The organism is Stenotrophomonas sp. P5_B8, from assembly GCF_054049855.1.
On record NZ_JBFULO010000024.1, the window covers coordinates 1 to 21,518 of the forward strand.

19 protein-coding genes are annotated in these 21,518 nt (G+C 68.3%); 15 read left to right on the forward strand and 4 right to left on the reverse strand.

Translation table 11 applies throughout. The features are described from left to right. The first annotated feature begins 70 nt into the window (after positions 1-70). The 9 genes from ACXJKH_RS02655 to ACXJKH_RS02695 all read left to right on the forward strand — a co-directional run bounded on the left by ACXJKH_RS02655 (position 71) and on the right by ACXJKH_RS02695 (position 8,858). Complete coding sequence (locus tag ACXJKH_RS02655; protein ID WP_457318196.1) at positions 71-232, forward strand: DUF2934 domain-containing protein; 162 nt, start codon at positions 71-73, stop codon at positions 230-232. Next, the gene (gene glgX / locus ACXJKH_RS02660; RefSeq protein ID WP_457318197.1) at positions 229-2,361 is read left to right on the forward strand and encodes a glycogen debranching protein GlgX; all 2,133 of its coding nucleotides are present in this window, start codon (positions 229-231) and stop codon (positions 2,359-2,361) included. Before ACXJKH_RS02655 ends, glgX begins: the two co-directional genes overlap by 4 nt. Continuing rightward, a complete protein-coding gene (locus tag ACXJKH_RS02665; protein WP_457318198.1) occupies positions 2,358-3,275 on the forward strand; it encodes an NAD(P)/FAD-dependent oxidoreductase in 918 nt (305 codons plus the stop codon). Before glgX ends, ACXJKH_RS02665 begins: the two co-directional genes overlap by 4 nt. A 160-nt stretch (positions 3,276-3,435) precedes the next feature. Next, complete coding sequence (locus ACXJKH_RS02670) at positions 3,436-4,296, forward strand: STAS domain-containing protein (RefSeq protein WP_256774415.1); 861 nt, start codon at positions 3,436-3,438, stop codon at positions 4,294-4,296. 1 nt (position 4,297) lies between these two features. Further along, complete coding sequence (locus ACXJKH_RS02675) at positions 4,298-4,663, forward strand: STAS domain-containing protein (RefSeq protein ID WP_457318199.1); 366 nt, start codon at positions 4,298-4,300, stop codon at positions 4,661-4,663. Beyond that, positions 4,660-5,061, forward strand: coding sequence for an anti-sigma regulatory factor (locus ACXJKH_RS02680; protein WP_457318200.1), 402 nt, complete (start codon positions 4,660-4,662; stop codon positions 5,059-5,061). The genes ACXJKH_RS02675 and ACXJKH_RS02680 overlap by 4 nt, the downstream gene beginning before the upstream one ends. Next, entirely contained in the window at positions 5,052-6,068 is a 1,017-nt protein-coding gene (locus tag ACXJKH_RS02685) for an ATP-binding protein (RefSeq protein ID WP_457318201.1), read from the forward strand. The genes ACXJKH_RS02680 and ACXJKH_RS02685 overlap by 10 nt, the downstream gene beginning before the upstream one ends. Then, the gene (locus ACXJKH_RS02690) at positions 6,065-6,925 is read left to right on the forward strand and encodes a sensor histidine kinase (RefSeq protein ID WP_457318202.1); all 861 of its coding nucleotides are present in this window, start codon (positions 6,065-6,067) and stop codon (positions 6,923-6,925) included. Before ACXJKH_RS02685 ends, ACXJKH_RS02690 begins: the two co-directional genes overlap by 4 nt. Beyond that, positions 6,912-8,858 carry a response regulator gene (locus tag ACXJKH_RS02695; protein WP_457318203.1) on the forward strand — a complete coding sequence of 649 codons (1,947 nt, stop codon included), beginning with the start codon at positions 6,912-6,914 and terminating at the stop codon, positions 8,856-8,858. The genes ACXJKH_RS02690 and ACXJKH_RS02695 overlap by 14 nt, the downstream gene beginning before the upstream one ends. Before the next feature lie 56 nt (positions 8,859-8,914). On the opposite strand, the gene ACXJKH_RS02700 is transcribed toward ACXJKH_RS02695, so the two are convergent. Beyond that, a complete protein-coding gene (locus tag ACXJKH_RS02700; protein ID WP_256774409.1) occupies positions 8,915-9,874 on the reverse strand; it encodes a cation diffusion facilitator family transporter in 960 nt (319 codons plus the stop codon). 149 nt (positions 9,875-10,023) lie between these two features. On the opposite strand from ACXJKH_RS02700, the gene ACXJKH_RS02705 reads away from it, so the two are divergent. From ACXJKH_RS02705 to ACXJKH_RS02715, 3 genes are read left to right on the forward strand one after another with little or no spacing between them, the layout of a single operon-like run. Continuing rightward, positions 10,024-10,647, forward strand: coding sequence for a sigma-70 family RNA polymerase sigma factor (locus ACXJKH_RS02705; protein ID WP_256774408.1), 624 nt, complete (start codon positions 10,024-10,026; stop codon positions 10,645-10,647). Continuing rightward, positions 10,644-11,336 carry a ChrR family anti-sigma-E factor gene (locus ACXJKH_RS02710; protein WP_457318204.1) on the forward strand — a complete coding sequence of 231 codons (693 nt, stop codon included), beginning with the start codon at positions 10,644-10,646 and terminating at the stop codon, positions 11,334-11,336. The genes ACXJKH_RS02705 and ACXJKH_RS02710 overlap by 4 nt, the downstream gene beginning before the upstream one ends. A gap of 26 nt (positions 11,337-11,362) precedes the next feature. After that, complete coding sequence (locus ACXJKH_RS02715; protein WP_256774406.1) at positions 11,363-12,034, forward strand: NAD(P)H-binding protein; 672 nt, start codon at positions 11,363-11,365, stop codon at positions 12,032-12,034. A 35-nt stretch (positions 12,035-12,069) separates the two neighbouring features. On the opposite strand, the gene ACXJKH_RS02720 is transcribed toward ACXJKH_RS02715, so the two are convergent. Next, a complete protein-coding gene (locus ACXJKH_RS02720; RefSeq protein ID WP_256774405.1) occupies positions 12,070-12,480 on the reverse strand; it encodes a response regulator transcription factor in 411 nt (136 codons plus the stop codon). Positions 12,481-12,571: 91 nt separating this feature from the next. Beyond that, entirely contained in the window at positions 12,572-13,315 is a 744-nt protein-coding gene (locus tag ACXJKH_RS02725) for an SOS response-associated peptidase (RefSeq protein WP_457318205.1), read from the reverse strand. Positions 13,316-13,414: 99 nt separating this feature from the next. Here ACXJKH_RS02725 and ACXJKH_RS02730 point away from each other — a divergent pair, with 99 nt between their 5' ends. Together ACXJKH_RS02730 and ACXJKH_RS02735 are read left to right on the forward strand one after the other, a co-directional pair. Next, the gene (locus ACXJKH_RS02730) at positions 13,415-14,209 is read left to right on the forward strand and encodes an exodeoxyribonuclease III (protein WP_457318206.1); all 795 of its coding nucleotides are present in this window, start codon (positions 13,415-13,417) and stop codon (positions 14,207-14,209) included. A 96-nt stretch (positions 14,210-14,305) separates the two neighbouring features. Next, the gene (locus tag ACXJKH_RS02735) at positions 14,306-19,081 is read left to right on the forward strand and encodes an ATP-dependent helicase (RefSeq protein ID WP_457318207.1); all 4,776 of its coding nucleotides are present in this window, start codon (positions 14,306-14,308) and stop codon (positions 19,079-19,081) included. Positions 19,082-19,114: 33 nt separating this feature from the next. On the opposite strand, the gene ACXJKH_RS02740 is transcribed toward ACXJKH_RS02735, so the two are convergent. Next, positions 19,115-20,623: an FAD-dependent monooxygenase gene (locus tag ACXJKH_RS02740; protein WP_457318208.1), complete on the reverse strand. Its 1,509-nt coding sequence runs from the start codon at positions 20,621-20,623 to the stop codon at positions 19,115-19,117. An 82-nt stretch (positions 20,624-20,705) separates the two neighbouring features. Here ACXJKH_RS02740 and ACXJKH_RS02745 point away from each other — a divergent pair, with 82 nt between their 5' ends. After that, positions 20,706-21,344, forward strand: coding sequence for a TetR/AcrR family transcriptional regulator (locus ACXJKH_RS02745; protein WP_457318209.1), 639 nt, complete (start codon positions 20,706-20,708; stop codon positions 21,342-21,344). The last annotated feature ends 174 nt before the right edge of the window (positions 21,345-21,518 follow it).

Consider the following 21,518-nt stretch of genomic DNA (forward strand, 5'->3'; position numbering starts at 1 on the left):
GCATTCCCCTGCGGGTGCTGTCTGCGGACAGCCCCGTGACCGTGTTGATCCACCAATGAAGCCGGGACCCATGGAAGAGCAAGAACGACGCGAACGCATTGAAGAACTGGCGCGCCAGATCTGGGAGGCCGAGGGCCGCCCGAACGACCAGCACCTGCGCCATTGGGTGATGGCCGAGCGCCTGCTGGAGGCCGAACTGCAGGCCGCCACGGGCAAGGAGCGTGGCCAATGAACGGTCGGCCGACGGTGCAAACCTCCCGCCTGCGCGCGGGCCGCCCCTTCCCGCTGGGGGCCACCTGGGATGGKCTGGGGGTCAATTTCTCGCTCTACAGCCGGCACGCCACCAAGGTGGAGCTGTGCCTGTTCAACGAGCGCGGACGCGAGGTGGAGCGGATCGTCCTGCCCGAGTACACCGACGAGATCTGGCACGGCTACCTGCCCGATGCCCGCCCGGGCCAGCGTTATGGTTACCGCGTGGACGGCCCGTACGCACCCGAAGCGGGCCATCGTTTCAACGCCAACAAGCTGCTGCTGGATCCGTACGCCCGGCAGATCGTGGGCCAGCTCAAGTGGGCGCCGGCGCTGTTTGGCTACACCGTCGGGCACCGCGACAAGGACTTGAGCTTCGACAAACGCGACAGCGCTCCGTTCATGCCCAAGTGTGCGGTGGTCGATGACGCCTTCACCTGGGGGCGGGATCGCCCGCCGGGCGTGGCGTGGGAAGACACGGTCATCTACGAAGCGCACGTGCGCGGCCTGACCATGCTGCACCCGGACGTGGCCGAATCGGCGCGGGGCACGTTCTCCGCGCTCAAGCAGGACGGTTTGCTGGACCACCTGAAACAGCTCGGCGCCACCGCGCTGGAACTGCTGCCCATCCACGCCCATGTGGACGACCAGCACCTGCTGGAGCGCGGCCTGCGCAACTATTGGGGCTACAACACCCTGGCCTTCTTCGCGCCGGACCCGCGGTTGCTGTCAACCCATGCGATCGCCGAGTTCAAGCAGATGGTGGCCTGCGTTCACGCCGCCGGGCTGGAAGTGATCCTGGACGTGGTCTACAACCACACCGCCGAAGGCAACGAACTGGGCCCGACCCTGTCCTTCAAGGGCATCGACAACGCCAGCTACTACCGGCTGGCCGACAATCCGCGCTACTACATCAACGACACCGGCACCGGCAACACCTTCGACCTGACCAACGCCGGCGCGCTGCGCATGGTGATGGACTCGCTGCGCTACTGGGTGCAGGACATGCACGTGGACGGCTTCCGCTTCGACCTGGCCACCATTCTCGGCCGCGAGCGCTCCGGCTTCGACCCGTCGGGCAGCTTTCTCGACGCGGTGCGCCAGGACCCGGTGCTGAGCCAGGTGAAGCTGATCGCCGAGCCGTGGGATATCGGCCCGGGCGGCTACCAGCTGGGGCAGTTCGCGCCGGGCTGGGCCGAATGGAACGACAAGTTCCGTGACAACGTGCGGGCACTGTGGCGCGGCGATGGCGGCCAACTGGCCGAGTTCGCCACGCGCATCATGGGCTCGGCCGACCTGTTCAATCACAAGGGTCGACGCCCGGCGGCGTCGATCAATTTCGTTACCGCCCACGATGGCTTCACCCTCAGCGATCTGGTCAGCTACAACGACAAGCACAACGAGGCCAACGGCGAAGACGGACGCGACGGCAGCGACCACAACATCTCCTGGAACCACGGTACCGAAGGCCCGACCGAGGATCCCGACGTGCTGGCACTGCGTGCGCGGCAGATGCGCAACCTGCTGGCGAGCCTGCTGTTCTCGCAGGGCACGCCGATGCTGCTGGCCGGCGACGAGTTCGGGCGCACCCAGCAGGGCAACAACAACGCCTATTGCCAGGACAACGCGCTGACCTGGATGGATTGGGCGCAGGCCGGCTCGGAGCCCGGCGTGCGCCAGGCAGCGTTCGTGCGCAAGGCGCTTAAGCTGCGTCGCCGCTATCCGCAGCTGCGTCGCGGGCGCTTCCTGGACGCGCGTGACGACATGGCCGATACCGCGATCGAATGGCTGCGCGCCGATGGCGGGGTCATGCACGAAGCGGACTGGAACGATCCCGAGGCGCGCGTGCTGATGCTCAAGATGGGCGGCAACGCGCTGCAGGGCGGTGAACCCGGCCCCGAGCATGAAACCCTGCTGTTGCTTTTCAACGCCGGCCATAGCGAGGTGCGCTTCGATGTGCCGGTGCTGCCCGGGCGGCATTGGCGGGTCCTGCTGACCAGCACCGACGGCCCCGTCCCGGCGCTGGACCCGCAGGGCGGGCTCACGCTGCCCGAGCGGAGCATGGGCCTGCTGACCAGTCGCCGGGTGCGTGCTCCCGAGAGGACCCCATGATTGCCATGACCCCCGCGCAGACCGGCAAGTACGACGTGGTGGTGGTGGGCGGCAGCTACGCCGGCATGTCCGCCGCGCTGCAACTGGTGCGGGCGCGTCGCAACGTGCTGGTGATCGATGGTGGCACGCCACGCAACCGCAACGCGCTGGTGGCGCATGGATTCCTGGGCCGGGAGGGGATCGCGCCTGCGGAGATCGCGATGCAGGCACGGCAGGAACTGATGGCCTATCCGACCTTGACCTGGCTGACCGCAACGGCGGTGGCTGCGTCGGCCGAGCCGGATACGCCGTTCAAGATCACCTGCGAGGGCGGTCAGACATTCAGTGCCGACCGTTTGATCCTTGCCTATGGGGTGACCGATGCGCTGCCCGATATCGACGGGGTCGCCGAGCGCTGGGGACGCAGCGTGCTGCACTGCCCGTACTGCCACGGCTATGAGCTGTACGAAGGCCGGATCGGGGTGATCGGCTGTTCCGACGATGGCGGCGCAGGGCAGGCGCTGCTGCTGTGCGACTGGGGCCAGGTGACCCTGTTCTGCAGCGAGGCAGACACGCGTATCGATGCAGAACAACGCCGCCGTCTGGACGATTGCGGGGTGGTGATCGAATCCACGCCGGTGCGATGCGTGGATGAGACCGCCACCATCGTCCTCGAGGACGGACGCCGCCTGCCGATGGACGCGTTGTTTGTCTCGCCGCGCTCCACGCTGTCCAGCGACCTGGCCGAGCAGCTCGGCTGCGAGCTCAAGGACGCTGGCTGCATCACCGCCGACTCGGCCAAGCAGACCACCGTGCCGGGCGTGTTCGCCTGCGGCGACGCAGCGCGCATGGCCGGCAATATCGCGCTGGCGGTGGGCGAGGGCGCCTTGGCCGGCGTGGCCGTACACCATTCGTTGATGGGCTTGCTGGACTGAACGACGCGGTATTTTCTGAACGAGTCAGGGATCTGCACGGATCTTTCACGGAACGCGCGGCAACGTATCGCCTCATGAACCTGAATTGATTTAAGCTCGCGTGCTGGCGCGCATTCATGTGAAGTGCGTCACTTTTTGATCCCCTTTCCAGGAATGCCCCATGGCGGCTTTGCAGCAGCGCACGATCGACCTTATCCGTAGTCAGCAGGAACAGCTGCTGTCCAAATGGATGGAAAACCTGACCTCCGGAAGTCAGGCGCAGGACAACCGGCTGTCCCAGCGCGAGCTGGAGACGCAGGCACGCGAGTTCTGGCGCTTGTTCCTGGAGGCCATCTCCACTGCCAACGCCGGCACCGTGGGCGCCCGAGAGTGGCAGGACACCCGCCGCTTCCTGGAAGATCTCTCGCGCGATCGGGTGCTGAAGGGCTTCAATTCGACGGAGACGGCCAGCTTCCTGTTCTCGCTCAAGCGCCCGTTGTTCGAACTGGTCCAGCAGGGCTATGCCGCCGATGCAGCGCAGCTGGGCGACCAGCTCTGGGCGATCTCCGAGCTGCTGGATCTGCTCGGCCTGCACAGCGTGCAGGCGTTCCAGAAGACCCGCGAAGACGTGATCCAGCGCCAGCAGGAAGAGATGCTGGAGCTGTCCACCCCGGTGGTGAAGCTGTGGGAAGGCGTGCTCGCGCTGCCGATGATCGGCACGCTGGATTCGCAGCGGACCCAGGTGGTGATGGAATCGCTGTTGCAGCGGATCGTCGATACCGGCTCGGAAATCGCCATCATCGACATCACCGGCGTGCCCACCGTGGACACGCTGGTGGCCCAGCACCTGCTCAAGACCGTCACCGCGATCCGCCTGATGGGCGCCGATGCGATCATCAGCGGCGTGCGCCCGCAGATTGCCCAGACCATCGTGCACCTGGGGCTGGACCTGCAGGGCATCGTGACCAAGGCCAATCTGGCCGATGCACTCGCCCTGGCGCTCAAGCGCACCGGGCAGACGGTGGTGCGGGCAGAGCGCTGAGATGGAACGTATTCCGATTCTGCAGATGGGCGACCTGCTGCTGGTGACCATCCAGGTGGACATGCACGATCAGCTCGCGCTGACCCTGCAGGACGACCTCAGCGAGAAGATCCGCCGCACCTCGGCGCGCGGCGTGCTGATCGATATTTCCGCGCTGGATATCGTCGACTCCTTCATCGGGCGCATGATTTCCACCATCTCCGCGATCGCGCGGATCATGGACGCCACCACGGTCGTGGTCGGCATGCAGCCGGCCGTTGCGATCACCCTGGTCGAGCTGGGCCTGRCCCTCAGCGGGGTGCGGACCGCGCTCAACGTCGAGCGCGGGATGAAACTGCTGCAGCGCACCGATGACGACGCGCCATGACCGCGCCCAGTGGGACGCTGCCGATCCGCGTTGAGCAGGACGTGGTGCTGGCGCGCCAGGCTGCGCGGCAGGTGGCCGTGGCCTGCAAGCTGCGCCTGATCGACCAGACCAAGTTGGTCACCGCCGCCAGCGAACTGGCGCGCAATGCCGTGATCTATGGCGGCGGTGGCACGATGGACTGGGAAATCCTGGAGAGTGGGCTGCGCAAGGGCGTGCGCTTGGTCTTCGCTGACCAGGGCCCGGGCATTCCCGACCTGGCGCAGGCGCTGACCGATGGCTGGTCGTCCGGGTCCGGCATGGGCCTGGGGCTGTCCGGTTCGCGCCGGCTGGTGGACGAGTTCGAGCTGGAGAGTGCGCCCGGCGAGGGCACGCGCATCACGATCACCAAATGGACCTGAACTTCGCCGGCCAGGTGACGCGGGTGGTGGCGGTCGAAGAAACCTCGCAGGTAGGACAGGCCCGGCGCGAAGCGCTGGCGCTCGCCGAGCAGGCCGGTTTCAACGAAACCGATGCGGGCCGTGTTGCCCTGGTGGCCACCGAACTGGCCACCAATGTGATCAAGCACGGGCGGGGCGGGCGCATGCACCTGTCGCTGGTCTGCGGGCGCAGCGGCCTCGGTGTCGAGCTGTGCGCGATCGATGCGGGCCCGGGATTTTCACTGGCCCACTGCCTGCCCGATGGCTATTCCACGGGCGGCACCCAGGGCATCGGTCTGGGCGCGATCGCACGCCAGGCGACGCTGCTTGATGTCTGGTCCGATGCCAGGGGCGCGGTGATCGTGGCGCGGATCTATCCCGGCCGCGCGACGGCCGCCATTGATCTTCCGTACGGTGCGCTGCGCATTGCCATGCGTCATGAAGTGGCCTGTGGCGATGGCTGGCACCTACGCGCGCAAGGGCCGTCGGTGGCGGTCACGATGATCGATGGCCTCGGCCACGGGCTGCAGGCGGCGGACGCCGCGCAGGCCGGCGTGGCTGCCGCTGCGCAGGCCACCAGCTTCGATGCGCCCGGCCTGATCGGCGCGTTGCATGCCGGCATGTCCGGCACCCGCGGTGGCGCGGCGGCGGTGGCCAGTATCGACACGCAGGCCGGCAGCATCCAGTTCGCGGGCATCGGCAACATTTCCGCCACGCTGTGCGAGCCGACCACCTCGCGTGGCATGGCCTCCCATCCCGGCATCGTCGGGGTGCAGTTCCGTAAAGCCCAACCCTTTCATTTTCACGCACCCGCAGGCACGCTTCTGGTCATGCACAGCGATGGACTGCAGGCCCGTTGGAGCCTGCGTGACTACCCCGGCCTGTTCCACCGCCACCCCAGCGTGATCGTGGCGGTATTGCAGCGCGATTTCGACCGTGGCCGCGACGACGTCGGCATCGTGGCCCTGCGTCCTGGAGACCTGCATTGACTACCGCCCCTGACCCGCACGAGCTGCAGACGTTGCGCCTGGAGGCCGACGCGCTGCGTGCCGAGCTGGAGGAGACCAACCAGGGGGTGCTGGCGCTGTATGCCGAACTGGACCAGCAGGCCGAGCAGCTGCGCGAGGTCTCCGAGCTGAAGAGCCGCTTCCTGTCGTACATGAGCCATGAGTTCCGCACGCCGCTGGGTTCGATCCTGAGCATGACCCGGCTGCTGGAAGACGGCATGGACGGCCCGCTCACCGACGAGCAGCGCCGCCAGGTGCGCTTCATCAGCGCCTCCACCAGTGAGCTGCGCGAGATGGTGGATGACCTGCTGGACCTGGCCAAGATCGAGGCCGGGCGCATCACGATTTCCCCGGCGTGGTTCGATCTGATGGACCTGTTCTCGGCGCTGCGCGGCATGTTCCGCCCGCTGGTGGAGGGCAACCAGGTCGACCTGGTGTTCGACGATCCGCCCGCGCTGCCGATGCTGTACACCGATGACAAAAAGCTGGCGCAGATCCTGCGCAACTACATTTCCAACGCCATGAAGTTCACCCCGAATGGCCAGGTGGTGGTTTCGGCACGCCTGGAAGGCGAGCACTCGGTCCGCTTCAGCGTGCGCGATACCGGCATCGGCATTCCTGCCGAGCTGCAGTCCACCCTGTTCGAGGACTTCGTCCAGGTCGACACGCCGTTGCAGAAGCGTCTGCGCGGTACCGGGCTGGGGCTGTCGCTGTGCAAGCGCTTCGCCGAGTTGCTGGGAGGGCATGTGGGCGTGGACAGTGTGGTCGGCGAGGGCTCGGACTTCTATGTGATCCTGCCGCTCACGCTCGCCACGGAGGCTGCCGATGCCGCACTCTGACCGCATCCTCGTCGTGGACGACAACGTCGCCACCCGCTACGCGGTGCGCCGCGTGCTGGAGCACCATGGGTTCCGCGTCGAAGAAGCCGGTACCGGTGGCGAGGGACTGGCCAGGCTGGCTGCGCAGGACTTCGGCGCGCTTGTGCTGGATGTGAACCTTCCTGACATGAGTGGCTTTGACGTGGTGCGGCAACTGCGCGAGGACGCGCGCATGCGGCTGCTGCCGGTGGTGCACGTTTCGGCCGCGTCCATCGCTACCGGTGACCTGATCACCGGCCTGAACGCCGGTGCCGATGCCTACTTGATCCATCCGGTGGACCCGGACGTGCTGCTGGCCACGCTGCGCACGTTGCTGCGCGCCCGACGTTCCGAAGAAGCGCTGCGCGAGGCCGAGGCGCGGTTCGGCGAGATTTTCCGCCAGATCAATGCACCGATCGCCGTGCTGGATGCGTCCCTGCGCTCCCATGATGCCAACGATGCCTTCGTGCGCCTGCTCGGCATGGATGCCACCCAGCCGGGCGCGCTGGAATCGCTTCTGGACGAACAGGCCGCGCCCCTGGCTGCCCTGAAAGTCGCGCTGGCCGAAGGCGAGCGCTGGCAGGGCACGTTTACCCTGCGCGCAGGCGCCGACACCCGCATCACCGAATGGCGCGTGACGCCTTACCATGCACCGGGCCAGGGCCTGGTGCTGATCGAAGACACCACCGAACACCACGCGCGCGAGTCCGAGCAGCGCCAGGAGCTGGAAACCGCGACGTCGGAGCTGGCCTTCCAGATCGCCGAGCGCCAGCGCACCGAGGTCGAGCTGCTGCAGGCGCAGAAGATGGACTCGCTCGGCCAGCTTACCGGCGGCATCGCGCACGACTTCAACAACCTGCTGACCACGATCATCTCCGGCCTGGACATGATCGAGATGGCCGTCTCCAGCGGCAAATGGGACAAGGCCTCGCGGTATGTCGAGATCGCCACCGGCTCGGCCCACCGCGCGGCGGCGCTGACCCAGCGGATGCTGGCCTTTGCCCGCAAGCAGCCGCTGGACCCGCAGACCTTCGACGTGGTCGCGCGGATCCGTTCGCTGGAAGACATGCTGCTGCGCTCGATCGGCGAGAACATCGAGCTGGACCTGGAACTGGGGCCGCAGCCGATGGTGGCCGTGGCCGATCCGAACCAGTTCGAGAACGTGATCCTCAACCTGGTGATCAACGCGCGCGATGCGCTGGGCGGGCAGGGGCTGATCCGCATCCGCGCCGACCGTACCGAGATCGAGCGCGATCATGAGCTCGCGCCGGGTCATTACATCAGCGTCAAAGTCCTGGACAACGGCATCGGCATTCCGATGGAACTGCTGACCAAGGTGTTCGAGCCCTTCTTCACCACCAAGCCGCAGGGCGAGGGCACCGGGCTGGGCTTGTCGATGACCTACGGGTTCGCCCGCCAGTCCGGCGGCAGTGCGYGCATCGCCAGCGAGCGCGGCGAAGGTACCGAGATAGAACTGCTGCTGCCGGAAGGCGAGCTGGTCGGCATCGACGAACAGAAACCTGTTCCCAGCCAGGTCCCGCGTGGCAGTGCCGAACGCATCCTGCTGGTGGACGATACCGATTCGGTGCGGATGATGGTGCGCGAAATGCTGGTCGAGGCCGGTTACCAGGTGGTCGAGGCGATCAATGCGCAGCAGGCGTTGCTGGAGCTGCATTCGACCCGCGAGGTGGACCTGCTGCTCTCCGACGTGGGCCTGCCGGGCATGAACGGGCGCGAGCTGGCCRATGCCGCGCGCGTGTTGCGGCCGCATCTGCCGGTGCTGTTCGTCACCGGGTATACCGAGGGCGCGGCGGTGCGCAACGAGTTCCTCGGCACGGGCATGTCGCTGCTGCCCAAACCGTTCAGCGTGATCGAACTGCTGCGCAGCGTGCGCCAGATGTTCGCGCCGGCCTGAGCGGCCCCGCGCGGGCTGGCCCACCTGCGCTGCAGGGGGCCGCGGGCCGCAACGGGTCAGGGGCTCGGCTTGGGTTCGCCCAGTTCCGCCCGCCGCGCCCGGAACACCTCCGGCGTCTGCGGCTTGATGAACAGCGCCACCAGCTCCGGGTATTCCTGCTTTACCGCCTTTTCGATCCGGGTGATGCACGCCTCGATCTGCGGGGTGGTCCGGTCGTCCTCGAATTCGGCACTGAGCATCGCCACCACCTGGTCCGGACCCATCTGCATGGTGGTGACGCCGTTGGCGTTGCGCAGGTCCGGGTCGGTATTGGCTACCGCCAGGATGCGCTTGGCCACGCTGGGATGGGCCGGTTCGCCGACCAGCAGGCCCTTGGTTTCGCGCGCCAGAAGGAAGGCAGTCACCGCCAGCACCCCGGCGATGCACAGCGAGGCCACGCCATCGAGGATGGGCATGTCCAGCAGCTGCGCGGCCACCAGGCCGATCAGGGCAAACCCCAGGCCGAGCAGGGCAGCGCTGTCTTCCAGCAGCACGGTGAACGTGGTCGGGTCCTTGCTGCGCCGGAAGGCTTCGAAGTAGCCCAGCGTGCCCTTGGTGGCGCGGAACTCGCGCAGGGCGATCCACCAGGAGGTGCCTTCGAACACGATGGAGACACCCAGCACCGTGTAGCTGATCAGGTGGTTGGTGGCCGGCTCGGGGTTGCGGATGTGCTGGATGCCCTCGTACGCCGAGACGCCCGCGCCGGCGGCGAACACCAGCAGGGCCACGATGAAGCTCCAGAAGTACAGCTCGCGCCCGTAGCCGAACGGATGCACGGTATCGGGCTTCTGCTCGGAGCGGCGCAGGCCGTACAACAGCAGCAGCTCGTTGATGGTATCCACCAGCGAGTGCACGCCCTCGCTGAGCATCGCCGAGCTGCCCGACAGCCCGGCGGCGACGAACTTGGCGATGGCGATGCACAGATTGCCGGCAAGCGCGGCATAGATGACAAGACGGGAGCCGGACGGCTTGGCCATGGCGGGGACGGGTTGAATGGGGGAGCTACATGATCCCCAAGCGCCCGTACCGGCGGCGTGCAGGGCGGAAATGGGCGCGGCGTTGCATCCAATCGGCCCGCTGGCCCGTACACCCCATGCCTCCCTACACACGGCGTCATCCACCGCAGATGTATCGTCAACCCGACCCGCCGCCCTTTTCCTTCGACGCCGCCCGTATCGTGTCCGTTTCCGCCCAGCCCACCGGCGTGCTTCCCGACTGGACCCAGGACATGGAGGGCGTGGCGCGGCTGCGTGACCGCGAGTGCTTCATCCGTATCTACGACCATTTCATGCCCCGCCTGTGCATCTACCTGCGTGGCCGTGGCGCCCCGGACGGCACCGCCGAGGAACTGGCGCAGGAAAGCCTGCTGCGGCTCTGGCTGAACGCGGCCGACTTCGACGCCTCGCGCAGCGCGCTCAGCACCTGGCTGTACCGCATCGCGCGCAACCTGCACATCGACCGCTTCCGCAGCGAGCGGGGCTGGCTGCAGGCCCAGGAGGCGGTCGAAAATGCGGCCCTGGATGATCCGCCCGAGCGCACCTCCGCCGAGCAGTTCGCCGACCACGCGCGCCTGCGCCAGCGGATCAACGAGCTRCCGGCCATCCAGGCACGGCTGGTGCGGATGTCTCATTTCGAAGCCAAAAGCCACAGCGAAATCGCCCAGGCGCTGGGGATGCCGCTGGGCACGGTCAAATCCCACCTGCGTCGGGCATTCCTGCAGCTGCAGTCCAGCGTCGGGAGTGCGCCATGAATCCCCGCCACCACCTGCATGAATCGACGTTGATGAGCTACGCCGCCGGCGCCTTGCCGACCGCGCTCAGCATCGTGGCCAGCACGCACCTGGAAAGCTGCGCGCATTGCCGGCACGTGTTGCGTGACGCCGAGGCCATCGGCGCGGCCTTGCTGKACCAGACCCAACCGGCATCGCCCAGCGCGCGCCAGGCGGCATTGCGCGAGGCGATGCTGGCGCAGCTGGACAGCGAGGATGTGCCGGACGATCCGGTGCGCGATCTGCGGCCGCCGACCGCGTCGGCACCGCCACGTGGTTCCGTGCAGGCCCATCCCGATGCGCTCCCGGTCTCCCTGCATCCGTACTTCGGTCCCTCGCTGCGCGACGTGCGCTGGCGCTGGATCGCGCCCGGCGTGCACTGCATCCGCGCCGCCGACATGCCGTCGTTGATCATGCTGCGCATCGCCCCGGGCAAGTGTCTGCCGATGCACAGCCACGGCCAGAGCGAGCTCACCCAGATCCTGCGCGGCGCCTACAACGACGCATTGGGCATCTTCGGCCCAGGGGACATGGCCGACCTGGATGAAGACGTCGAGCATCAGCCGGTGACAGCACCGGGTGCGCCGTGCATCTGCGTGTCGGCGCTGGATGCGCCGCTGCGTTTCAGCGGCTGGTTGGCGCGCAGCATGCAGCGTTTCGTGAAACTCTAGCGTTCGGCCTTGCCAAGGATCTCCTGATGCCCGCCACCTCCCGCCTTGATGTTCTGATGACCGGTGCCAGCGGACTGGTCGGGCAAGGCGTGCTGCGCGCCTGCCTGGCCGCAGCGGATGTCCAGCGCGTGACGGCGTTGGTCCGCCGCAGCGGTGCGGTGGCGGACGGCGTGGAGGAAATCGTGCTGCCTGATTTCCTCCACGCCGACGCCATCGGCGATCAGCTCGCCGGCTTCGATGCCTGTTTCTACTGTGCCGGCGCGCCGCCGATCGGCACGCCTGAGCCGGAATACCGGGCGGTCACCCTGGAGGCGACCCTGGCCGTGGCCCGGGCGTGGGCGGCGGCCAATCCGCAGGGCCGTTTCTTCTACGTCTCCGGGGCCCACGCCAATCCGGACAGCGTCTTCATGCCGCTGCGGATCAAGGGTGAAACCGAGCGGGCACTGGCCAGCCTGCCGATCCGCACCGTGATGCTGCGTCCAGGCGGCGTGCGCCCCGTGGCCGGCACCGGCACGCGTCACGGGATGCTCAAGCCGCTGTATCGCTTTGGCGGGCCGCTGATGAAGCTGGCCGCGCAGGTCACGCCGTCGCTGATGACCAGCAACGCTACCCTCGGGCGCGCGATGATCGAACTGGCACGGATGCCGCATCCGCCGGCAGTGGTGGAGTGTGCGGACATCAACCGGCTGGGACACTGAGCAGAGGGCCGCGCTGAAAGCAGGCCTTGCTGGGTCTACTCCGCCGCCTTGCCGAACGGCGGCCCACTGCGCCCGCGTTGCACGGCGTCTTCAACCCGCGCCACCAGTTCCTCGATGTTGAACGGCTTGCCGACGAACGGCGTGCCCTGATGTTGCTTGGGCACCATCTGGAAATAGACCGCCGAGGCGAACAGGAAGGGCGTGCCCAGCGCGGCGAGTTTGTCGGCGACCGGGAAGACCGGACCATCGCGCAGTTCGATATCCAGCACTGCGGCATCGAAATGCTGGTAGGACAACGTGCTGAGGGCATCGGTCACCGAGTCGGCCGGCACCACTTCATAACCGGCTTCGGTGAGCACTTCGACGAACAGCTTGGACAGCTGGGCCTCATCTTCCACTACCAGGATGAGGCTGCGGGATGCGGGGGATTTCGGACTGCCGTTCATGACATTTGGATCGGTTGGGCAGTTGATCGTCTTCCTTTGCGTGTCAACGCGATGCCAACTGGCATTACGGTTTCGTTGACATCCCCGTGGGTCATTCCTCCAGATCGTCCTCATCCAGTGCATCGCCGTCCCACGCGCTGGACCCCTTGTCGGCCGCATCCGCGTCAGGGTCGACCGGTTCCAGCAGCGTGTAGTCGTCGCGACCGGGATCGCGGAACGCGCGGCTCACCGGATAGGCTTCCAGTGGCGGCGTGGTGGAGCGTGCGCGCAGCGCCGCCGCCGTCGGCAGGGCGCCGGCCAGCCAGTCCATGGCCACGCCGCCGGCCATGAATACCGGACCGTCCGGCGTCAGCGGGGCGGGGATGGCGGTATTGGGCGCGGTCAGCACGGTGAAGCTGTCGATCTGGTCGCCATCGGGGTGTTCCCAGTGCTCCCACAGCCCCGCGGCCAGCAGTGCCAGCCCGTCCGTGCGCTGCACGAACATCGGCCACGGCGGTTTGCGCTGGCGATCCCACTTGTAATAGCCGGTCATGGCGATCACGCACGGCCGCTGCTGCCAGGCCTGGGCGAAGATACGGCTCCTGGCGGCGCGGTCCAGTCGCGCGGTCACGGTGGTGTAGGGCGTGGCCGGTTCCTTGGACCAGCGCGGGATCAGTCCCCAGCGCATGTCGGCCGGGACGATGCTGCCATCGCCATCACGCGCGATGACCGTGGCCACGCTGTTCTTGCCGATGTTGTAGCGGTCCGGTGCGTCGGCCAGCGCCGTGGCCAGCGAGCCCGGAAGGCCGCGGGGCAGGGAATCGGCATCGGCAATGGCTTGGGCGAAGCGGCGCATGCCCAAAGGGTACGGCGGCCGTTGTGAGCCGCCGGTCAGTGTGACGCGCCGCTGACGTGGCTGGGCGTCTAATCACGGCATGGCCGACAGGAGTCCGTGATGCCGCGCAGAAAGACACTCAAACTGGCCACTTACAACGTCAATGGGATCGGCAACCGGTTGCCGCAGTTGCTGGCGTGGCTGGAGCGGGAGGCGCCGGACGTGGTCGCGCTGCAGGAACTCAAGGCGGTGGACAGCGCATTTCCCGCTGCCGAACTGGAGGCCGCCGGCTACGGCGCGATCTGGCTGGGCGAAAGCCGCTGGAACGGGGTCGCGCTGTTGGGCCGGGGCGTGACCCCGGTGGAGAGCCGGCGTCGCCTGCCGGGCGAACCGGCCGACACCCAGAGCCGCTACATCGAGGCTGCCGTGCACGGCATCGTGGTTGCCGGCATCTACCTGCCCAACGGCAACCCGCAGCCCGGGCCGAAATTCGACTACAAGCTGCGCTGGATGGAGCGACTGATCAAACATGCCAGCACCCTGGTCGCACTGCCGCACCCGGTGGCGATTCTGGGCGACTTCAACGTCATCCCCACCGATGACGACGTGTACGACCCCAAATCCTGGCGCAAGGATGCGTTGATCCAGCCGGAATCCCGCGCCGCCTTCGAGCGGCTGCTGGCCCAGGGCTGGACCGACGCGTTGCGCCACTGTCATCCCGACGAACGCATCTACACATTCTGGGATTACTTTCGCCAGCATGCCGAGCGCGATCGCGGGCTGCGCATCGACCACGTGCTGCTCAACGCTGTCCTTGCCGCCCACCTGCAGGACGCGGGGGTGGACCGCTGGGTGCGGCTGCAGGACAAGGCCAGCGACCACGCACCCACCTGGGTGGTGGTCAAGGCGCCATGACGCAGCGGTTGCTGCGGTGCAGGCGGCGATGACCCTGACGCGATGTCGTTTCGCCGATGCAGCGCTGCGCGTGCGCGGGTGGTTACAGTAGGCATCATGCCCAGCTCTCCGCCACCTGCAGCGCGCTCACTGGATGCGTTCGCGCCTGCCACGCGCGCCTGGTTCGCCGCCGCGTTCGATGCGCCCACGCCGGTGCAGACGCACGCATGGGCGGCGATCGGCGCGGGCGCGCATACGCTGGTGATCGCACCGACCGGCTCGGGCAAGACACTGGCTGCCTTCCTGCACGCCATCGACCAGCTGTTCGGTGAGCGCCAACACACACCCGACGACGCACCCGCCGGAACGCGCGTGCTGTATATCTCGCCGATCAAGGCGCTGGGCGCCGACGTGCAGCGCAACCTGCAGATTCCCCTGCAGGGCGTCAATGCCGAACGCGAGCGGCGCGGCGATCCGGCGCTGACGCTTTCGGTCGGCATCCGCAGCGGCGACACCCCGGCCACCGACCGCGCCAGACTCGTGCGTCGTCCTCCGGACATCCTGATCACCACGCCGGAATCGCTGTTCCTGATGCTGACCTCCAAGGCGCGGGAAACGCTGCGCACCGTGCATACCGTGATCATCGATGAAATCCACGCGGTGGCCGGCACCAAGCGCGGCACCCACCTGGCCCTGAGCCTGGAACGCCTGGACGCGCTTCTGCCGGAAGCGGCGCAGCGTATCGGGCTGTCGGCCACCGTGCGGCCGGTGGAGCAGGTCGCCGACTTCCTCGGCGGTGATCGTCCCGTCACCGTGGTCAACCCACCCTCGACCCGCCAGCTGGACGTGCGCATCGTGGTGCCGGTCGAAGACATGGCCGACATCCCCGCACGTGCCGGCGACGAAGCGTCCGGCCGGGTCGGTTCGATCTGGCCGCATGTGGAAGCCAGCATCCTCGACCAGGTCCTCCAACGGCGCTCCACCATCGTGTTCGCCAACTCGCGCGGCGTGGCCGAGAAGCTCACGGCGCGGCTCAATGAGCTGTATGCCGAACGCATGGCGCGCGATCCTGCCTTGCAGCGCGACCCGCCAACCGCCGCGGACGGCGCGCAACTGTCCGCCCACTACGCATCCTCCAACGGCGGCACCAGCGGCCGCTCGACAGGCGCCGATCCGCTGATCGCGCGCTCGCACCATGGGTCGGTATCCAAGGAACAGCGCCGTGACATCGAGCAGGCGTTGAAGTCCGGTGAACTGCGCTGCGTGGTGGCCACCTCCAGTCTGGAGCTGGGCATCGACATGGGCCTGGTCGATCTGGTCATCCAGGTTGCCGCGCCGCCGTCGGTGGCCAGCGCCCTGCAGCGGGTCGGGCGTGCCAGCCACCAGGTGGGCGGCGTCTCCACCGGCCTGGTGTATCCGCGCACGCGGCGTGACCTGATCGACGCCACCGTGGCCATCGAAGGCATGCTGGCCGGTCGTATCGAAGCGGTCGATACGCCGCGCAATCCGCTGGATGTACTGGCGCAGCAAACCGTCGCCGCCGCTGCCATGGATACGCTGGACGTGGACGCCTGGTATGCCAGCGTGCGGCGCGCGGCGCCGTACCGCACGCTGCCGCGCAGCGCCTTCGATGCGACCCTGGACATGCTCGCCGGTCGCTATCCGTCCGACGACTTCGCCGGCTTCCGTCCGCGGCTGGTCTGGAACCGCGAGACTGGCGAACTGAGCGCGCGCCCCGGGGCCAAGCAGCTGGCGGTCACCAGCGGCGGCACCATTCCCGACCGTGGCATGTTCAGCGTGATGCTGCCCGAAGGCGAAGAGCGCGCCGGCTCGCGTCGCGTCGGCGAGCTGGACGAGGAAATGGTCCACGAATCGCGGGTCAACGACGTGATCACCCTCGGCGCGACTTCCTGGCGCATCGAACAGATCACCCATGACCAGGTGGTGGTGACGCCCGCGCCGGGTCGCTCGGCACGGCTGCCGTTCTGGCGCGGCGAAGGCGTGGGACGGCCAGCGGAACTGGGCGCGGCGGTGGGGGCATTCCTGGGGGCACTGGATGCCAACGCCGGCGAAAAGGACATTGCGCCCGCGCTGCTCACGCGGTTGCAGGCCAGCGGTCTGGCCAGCAATGCGATCGCCAACATGCTGGGCCTGGTCGGGCAACAGCGTGCTGCCACCGGCCTGCTGCCCACCGACCGCCGCTTGGTGGTGGAACGGTGTCGCGATGAATCCGGGGACTGGCGGGTGATGCTGCATTCGCCATATGGCCGGCGCGTGCACGATCCGTGGGCATTGGCACTGGCCGGGCGCATCCGCGAGCGCTGGGGCGTGGATCCCGCGGTGGTGGCCAGCGACGACGGCATCATCGCGCGCATCCCCGATTCCACCGGGCGCCTCCCGGGCGCGGAACTGTTCCTGTTCGATCCCGTACAACTGCGCAGTGAGGTGGCCCGCGCCGTCGGCGGCTCGGCGTTGTTCGCCGCGCGTTTCCGCGAGTGTGCGGCGCGTGCGCTGCTGCTGCCGCGACGCGCGCCGGGCCGGCGCTCGCCGCTGTGGCAGCAGCGCCTGCGGGCCGGCGAGCTGCTGGCCATCGCGCAGCGCTATCCGGATTTCCCGATCCTGATCGAGGCCGCGCGCGAGTGCCTGCAGGACGTCTACGATCTGGATGCCCTGGCCGCGCTGATGCAGCGCCTGGCCGAAGGCGGCATCGAGATGGCCGAGGTCACTACCGAGGTCCCGTCGCCATTCGCGGCGAACCTGCTGTTCGGCTACGTCGCCGAGTTCATGTACGGCACCGATGTGCCGCTGGCCGAACGCCGCGCGTCGGTGCTGTCGCTGGACAGCGGTCTGCTGGCCGATCTGCTGGGGCAGGTGGACCTGGGCGAGCTGCTGGATGCGACGGTGGTTCAACAGGTGGGCGAAGAACTGCAACGCCGCGCGCCGGGGCGGCGGGCGAAGGGCAAGGAGGGCGTTGCGGACCTGCTGCGCGAGCTGGGACCGTTGTCGGCCGCCGACGTGGCTGCGCGCCTCAACGAYGACACCCCCGATGCCGACGCCTACCTGCAGGCGCTTGAACGCGAACGGCGTGCCATCCGCATCGCGCTGGCCGGCGTCGAACACTGGGCCGCCATCGAAGACGCCACGCGCCTGCGCGACGCGCTCGGGGTGAGGCTACCCGACGCGCTGCCGGAGGTGTTCCTGCCGCCATCGCCGGATCCGCTGGGCGAGCTGCTCGCCCGCTACGCGCGCCGCCATGCTCCCTTCACCACCGCCGAGGCGGCCGCGGCGTTCGGGCTCGGCGTGGTCGTCGCGGACGCGGCGCTGGACCGATTGGAGGCGCAGGGCGACGTATTGAAAGGCACCTTCGGCGTGGCCCGGCGATGGCACGCCGCGGCCGATGCGCCGGCCGACCTGCTGCCGCTGGCCCGCCACGAGTGGGTGGGCGAAGACGTGCTGCGGCGGCTGCGCATGCGCTCGTTGCAGGCCGCACGCGAGGCCACCCGGCCGGTGCCAGGTGACGCCTATGCGTTGCTGCTGCTGGAACGGCATGGCCTGGTAAGCGATGCGGCACCGCTCGCACGTGTCGCGCCCGCGTCTACCGGCGGTGCACTGGAAGGCATCGATGGCGTGGCGCGGGTGATCGAACTGCTGGCCGGCGTTCCTGCACCCGCCTCGGTCTGGGAAAGCCAGATCCTGCCCGCGCGTGTCCGCGACTACACGCCCGCCCTGCTGGACGAACTGCTCGCCACCGGCACGGTGGTCTGGTCCGGCCACGGCCGGTTGGGCGAGGACGACGGGCTGGTATCGCTGCACCTGCAGGAATACGCCTTCGAGACGTTGCCCGCCGTGCCTGCACCTGCCGAGCGTTCGCCGTTGCAGCAGACGATCCTGCAGGTGCTCGCCGAAGGTGGGGCGTACTTCGCGCGCCAGCTCGCCGCCGCCGTGCAGGCGCGGTCGATCGCCGACGACAACGCACTGCCTGCGGTCGGCGCGGTGAGTCCCGATGCGCTGCACACCACGCTGTGGGAGCTGGTCTGGRTGGGGTATCTCACCACCGATATCTGGACCCCGTTGCGCGGCCTGGCCGGGATACGCCCGCCACGGCCGCGGGCGGTCCGGACCTCGCGCCGAAGCACGCGCGTCCGCGGCATCCCGATGGGCGATCCGGCCATCACCGCCAGCGGACTGCTTCCTACCGCAGCGGCCTTCACCGCACCGACGCTGGCTGGCCGCTGGTCACTGCTGCACCGCGACGCCACCAGCGACACCGTGCGCGCGGTGGCACTGGCCGAAGGGCTGCTGGACCGCCACGGCATCGTCACCCGCGGTGCTGCCGTCGCCGAGGGTATCGTCGGCGGTTTCCCCGCGTTGCAGCAGGTCTATCGAGGCATGGAGGATGCCGGCCGCGTGCTGCGCGGCCGCTTCGTGGACAAACTCGGCGGGGCGCAGTTCGCCGAACGTACTACGGTGGACCGGCTGCGCGGCATCGCCGACGCGCTGCAGGCGGGGCGCCCCAGCGTTGCCGTTGCGCTGTCCGTCGTGGATCCGGCCAACCCGTTCGGCACCGTGCTGCCGTGGCCGGCGCATGCGGCCGCGCTACGTCCGGTGCGCCGGGGTGGCGCGCTCGTGGTCATCGTTGGCGGCCGCCTGCAGATGTACCTGGCGCAGGGCGGCCGTCAGCTGCTGACGTGGTTCGACGCGGACGCATCGACAGATGCAGCGTCGCTCGCGTTGGCATCGAGCGCGCTTGCCACGGCCCTCGGCCGCATTCGTCGAACCAGTTTCACCCTCGACCTGATCAACGACGCACCGGTGGCACGCGATCCGCTCACCGAGGCGCTGCGCGCTGCTGGTTTCCGCAGCGACCCCAAGGGCCTGCGCTGGGAAGGGTGAGTCCCCAGCGCGGCGGAGGCGGAACGGGCCCCGCTACGCCTGTTGCGTCCAAACGTGGCGCAACACCTGTTCCACATCGGTGCCGGCTGTGGACGCATCGCTTACCCAGCCCACCACACCATCGGGTCGCACCAGCACTGCGCTCAGCCCGAAGGTTTCCGCCGCCGCGGTGCCCAGGTAGTCGATGCGTTGCGACCAGGCATCGCCGATGGCCTGCAGCGTCCGCTGCGCCGTGAAGTCCAGCAGCAGGGCGTTGCCGGTCCGAAGCCGCTCGTCCACCCGGCTGCCATCCTGCAACGCGAACGCCGGCACGCTCCGCCCCACCAGGGGGTGCGTATCACCGAGCGCCAGCCGTAGCCCGGCACCCGACACCCGCTCGGCAAAATAGCTCGCGCCATCGCGCGTATCGATCAGGTCGCGCAGGATCGCCTCCAGCGCGCGCGAACTCGCGCTGGGCCGCATCAGCGCCACCTGCGCACGCGACCAGTCCAGCACCTGTGCGCCGATCGGATGGCGCTCGCGGGTATAGCTGTCGAGCAATCCGTCGGCGGCATCGCCGCGAATCGTCGCCGCCAACTTCCAGCCCAGGTTCATCGCATCGCCCAGCCCGAGGTTGAGGCCCTGTCCACCGAGCGGCGAATGCACGTGCGCGGCGTCGCCGGCCAGCAGTACGCGGCCGCTGCGGTAGGTGGCCGCCTGGCAGGCGCGGTCGGTCCACGTGGTGGCCAGGCGCAGCTCGCTCACGCTGACATCGGTGCAGGACACGTGACGCAGCACGTTCTGCACATGCTCGCGCGTCAGCGGCTGGCGGTGGTGGGCGCCGCCATCGAACGCCACCATGCCAATCGTGCCCGGTGCGGCAAAGGTGTACATGCCGGTGGCGGTGTAATGGCGGCCCGGCGGCAGGAGAGGCGGGTCGGTCAGCACCACGTCCAGCGAGTAGCCGGTGAACTCCGGTTCGGTGCCGACAAAGGCGATGCCGGTCGCCTTGCGCACGGTGCTGCGCCCGCCATCGCAGCCCACCAGCCAGCGGCCGTCGAAACGCTGGTTGCCGACGTTTACGGTGACACCCTCGCTCGATGCATGCACGGCATCCACGCCAGCGCCGCGCAGCATCGTCACGCCCAGTACGGCCGCGCGTTCGGCCAGCACGGTTTCCAGCGACTGCATGTCCACCATCATGGCGGTGGCGACGGCGCCAGGCAGCCGATAGGGCCAGCGGCTGGTATCGACCCGATCCTGGTAGTACTGGATACCCGCGAAATGACCGGCGGGACGGCGTTGCTGCCCGGCCCAGTGCGCCGCCGCAGGGTGGTCGCGCGGTGGCTGCAGCGCGGCAAGCGCATCCAGCAGGCCACGCCGGTCCAGCGCCTCGATGCTCGGCACCGACAACCCGCGCATGCCAAATGGCAGACACTTGAGGGCGGCGCGGGGGTCCGGCGCACGTTCCAGCACCAGCACCGATACACCGCCCAGTCGCAGTTCGCAGGCCAGCAGCAAGCCGACTGGGCCGGCGCCGGCGATGATGACGTCATGGATCACGGGAATTCCTCGAAGACGCGCCGCCCGGGCAGGTATCCTTCCAGTGCTGGTGTTAAAAGTACACGGAGTGTAAATTAGGCCCATGAACGACAGCCTGTCAACGCCGCCCGGCCTGCGTGAGCGCAAGAAGGCCGACACCCGCCTGATGATTTCAAACGTTGCCACGCGGTTGTTCATTGCGCGGGGTTTCGAGGCGGTGTCGGTGGAGGAGGTCGCCGTCGCGGCCGGGGTATCGCGCAAGACCGTGTTCAACTATTTCCCGCGCAAGGAAGACCTCGTCTTCGATCGCGAGGAGGAGGGGCGGGCCCTGGTGCGCGATGCGATCGCTGCGCGCGGGCCGCAGTCCCCCGTGCACGCCTTCCAGGACCTGATGCGCCGTTTGCAGCAGGGCCGTCATCCGCTGCTGCGCATCTCCGGGCAGCCGGTGGCGTTCTGGTCTGCGGTGGCCGCCAGCCCGGCGCTGACCGCGCGCGCCCGGGAACTCCAGGTAACCCTCGCCGATGAACTGGCCGCATTGCTGGCCGGTGCCATTGGCAGGCCACCGCAGGATCCACAGGCGCGGCTTGCCGCCACGATGCTGATGGGCACGCTGGTGGTGGCCTACACCGATGCCTTGGCCGCCGTGTCGGACGGTCGCTCGCCCGAAAGCGCGCTCACCGCCGTGATCGAACGCGGCTTCTGCGGTGTGGATGCGGCTCTGGCCGGCACCCCTCTGGTCTGACCGCAGCGGCCGTTCAGTAAACCGTTGCCAGCTGGAACCGGGAAGAGGGCCGCAGCGACAGCTTGTAGGTCACATTGGTGATCGTCCGGCGCGGGTCGGTCGGGTGCGGCCGGGTCGAGGTGCTGGTCCTGCCGTGTCGCCACAACCCGACCATGATGATCTCCGCCCCCACCG

Bases quoted from the DNA above. Each gene is read 5' to 3' on its own strand.
- ACXJKH_RS02715 (WP_256774406.1), top strand. From the start codon at position 11,363: ATGCCCGCCACCTCCCGCCTTGATGTTCTGATGACCGGTGCCAGCGGA.
- ACXJKH_RS02680 (WP_457318200.1), top strand. From the start codon at position 4,660: ATGACCGCGCCCAGTGGGACGCTGCCGATCCGCGTTGAGCAGGACGTG.
- ACXJKH_RS02730 (WP_457318206.1), top strand. From the start codon at position 13,415: ATGCCGCGCAGAAAGACACTCAAACTGGCCACTTACAACGTCAATGGG.
- ACXJKH_RS02700 (WP_256774409.1), bottom strand. From the start codon at position 9,874: ATGGCCAAGCCGTCCGGCTCCCGTCTTGTCATCTATGCCGCGCTTGCC.
- ACXJKH_RS02745 (WP_457318209.1), top strand. From the start codon at position 20,706: ATGAACGACAGCCTGTCAACGCCGCCCGGCCTGCGTGAGCGCAAGAAG.
- ACXJKH_RS02720 (WP_256774405.1), bottom strand. From the start codon at position 12,480: ATGAACGGCAGTCCGAAATCCCCCGCATCCCGCAGCCTCATCCTGGTA.
- ACXJKH_RS02655 (WP_457318196.1), top strand. From the start codon at position 71: ATGGAAGAGCAAGAACGACGCGAACGCATTGAAGAACTGGCGCGCCAG.
- ACXJKH_RS02685 (WP_457318201.1), top strand. From the start codon at position 5,052: ATGGACCTGAACTTCGCCGGCCAGGTGACGCGGGTGGTGGCGGTCGAA.
- ACXJKH_RS02725 (WP_457318205.1), bottom strand. From the start codon at position 13,315: ATGCGCCGCTTCGCCCAAGCCATTGCCGATGCCGATTCCCTGCCCCGC.
- ACXJKH_RS02665 (WP_457318198.1), top strand. From the start codon at position 2,358: ATGATTGCCATGACCCCCGCGCAGACCGGCAAGTACGACGTGGTGGTG.
- ACXJKH_RS02670 (WP_256774415.1), top strand. From the start codon at position 3,436: ATGGCGGCTTTGCAGCAGCGCACGATCGACCTTATCCGTAGTCAGCAG.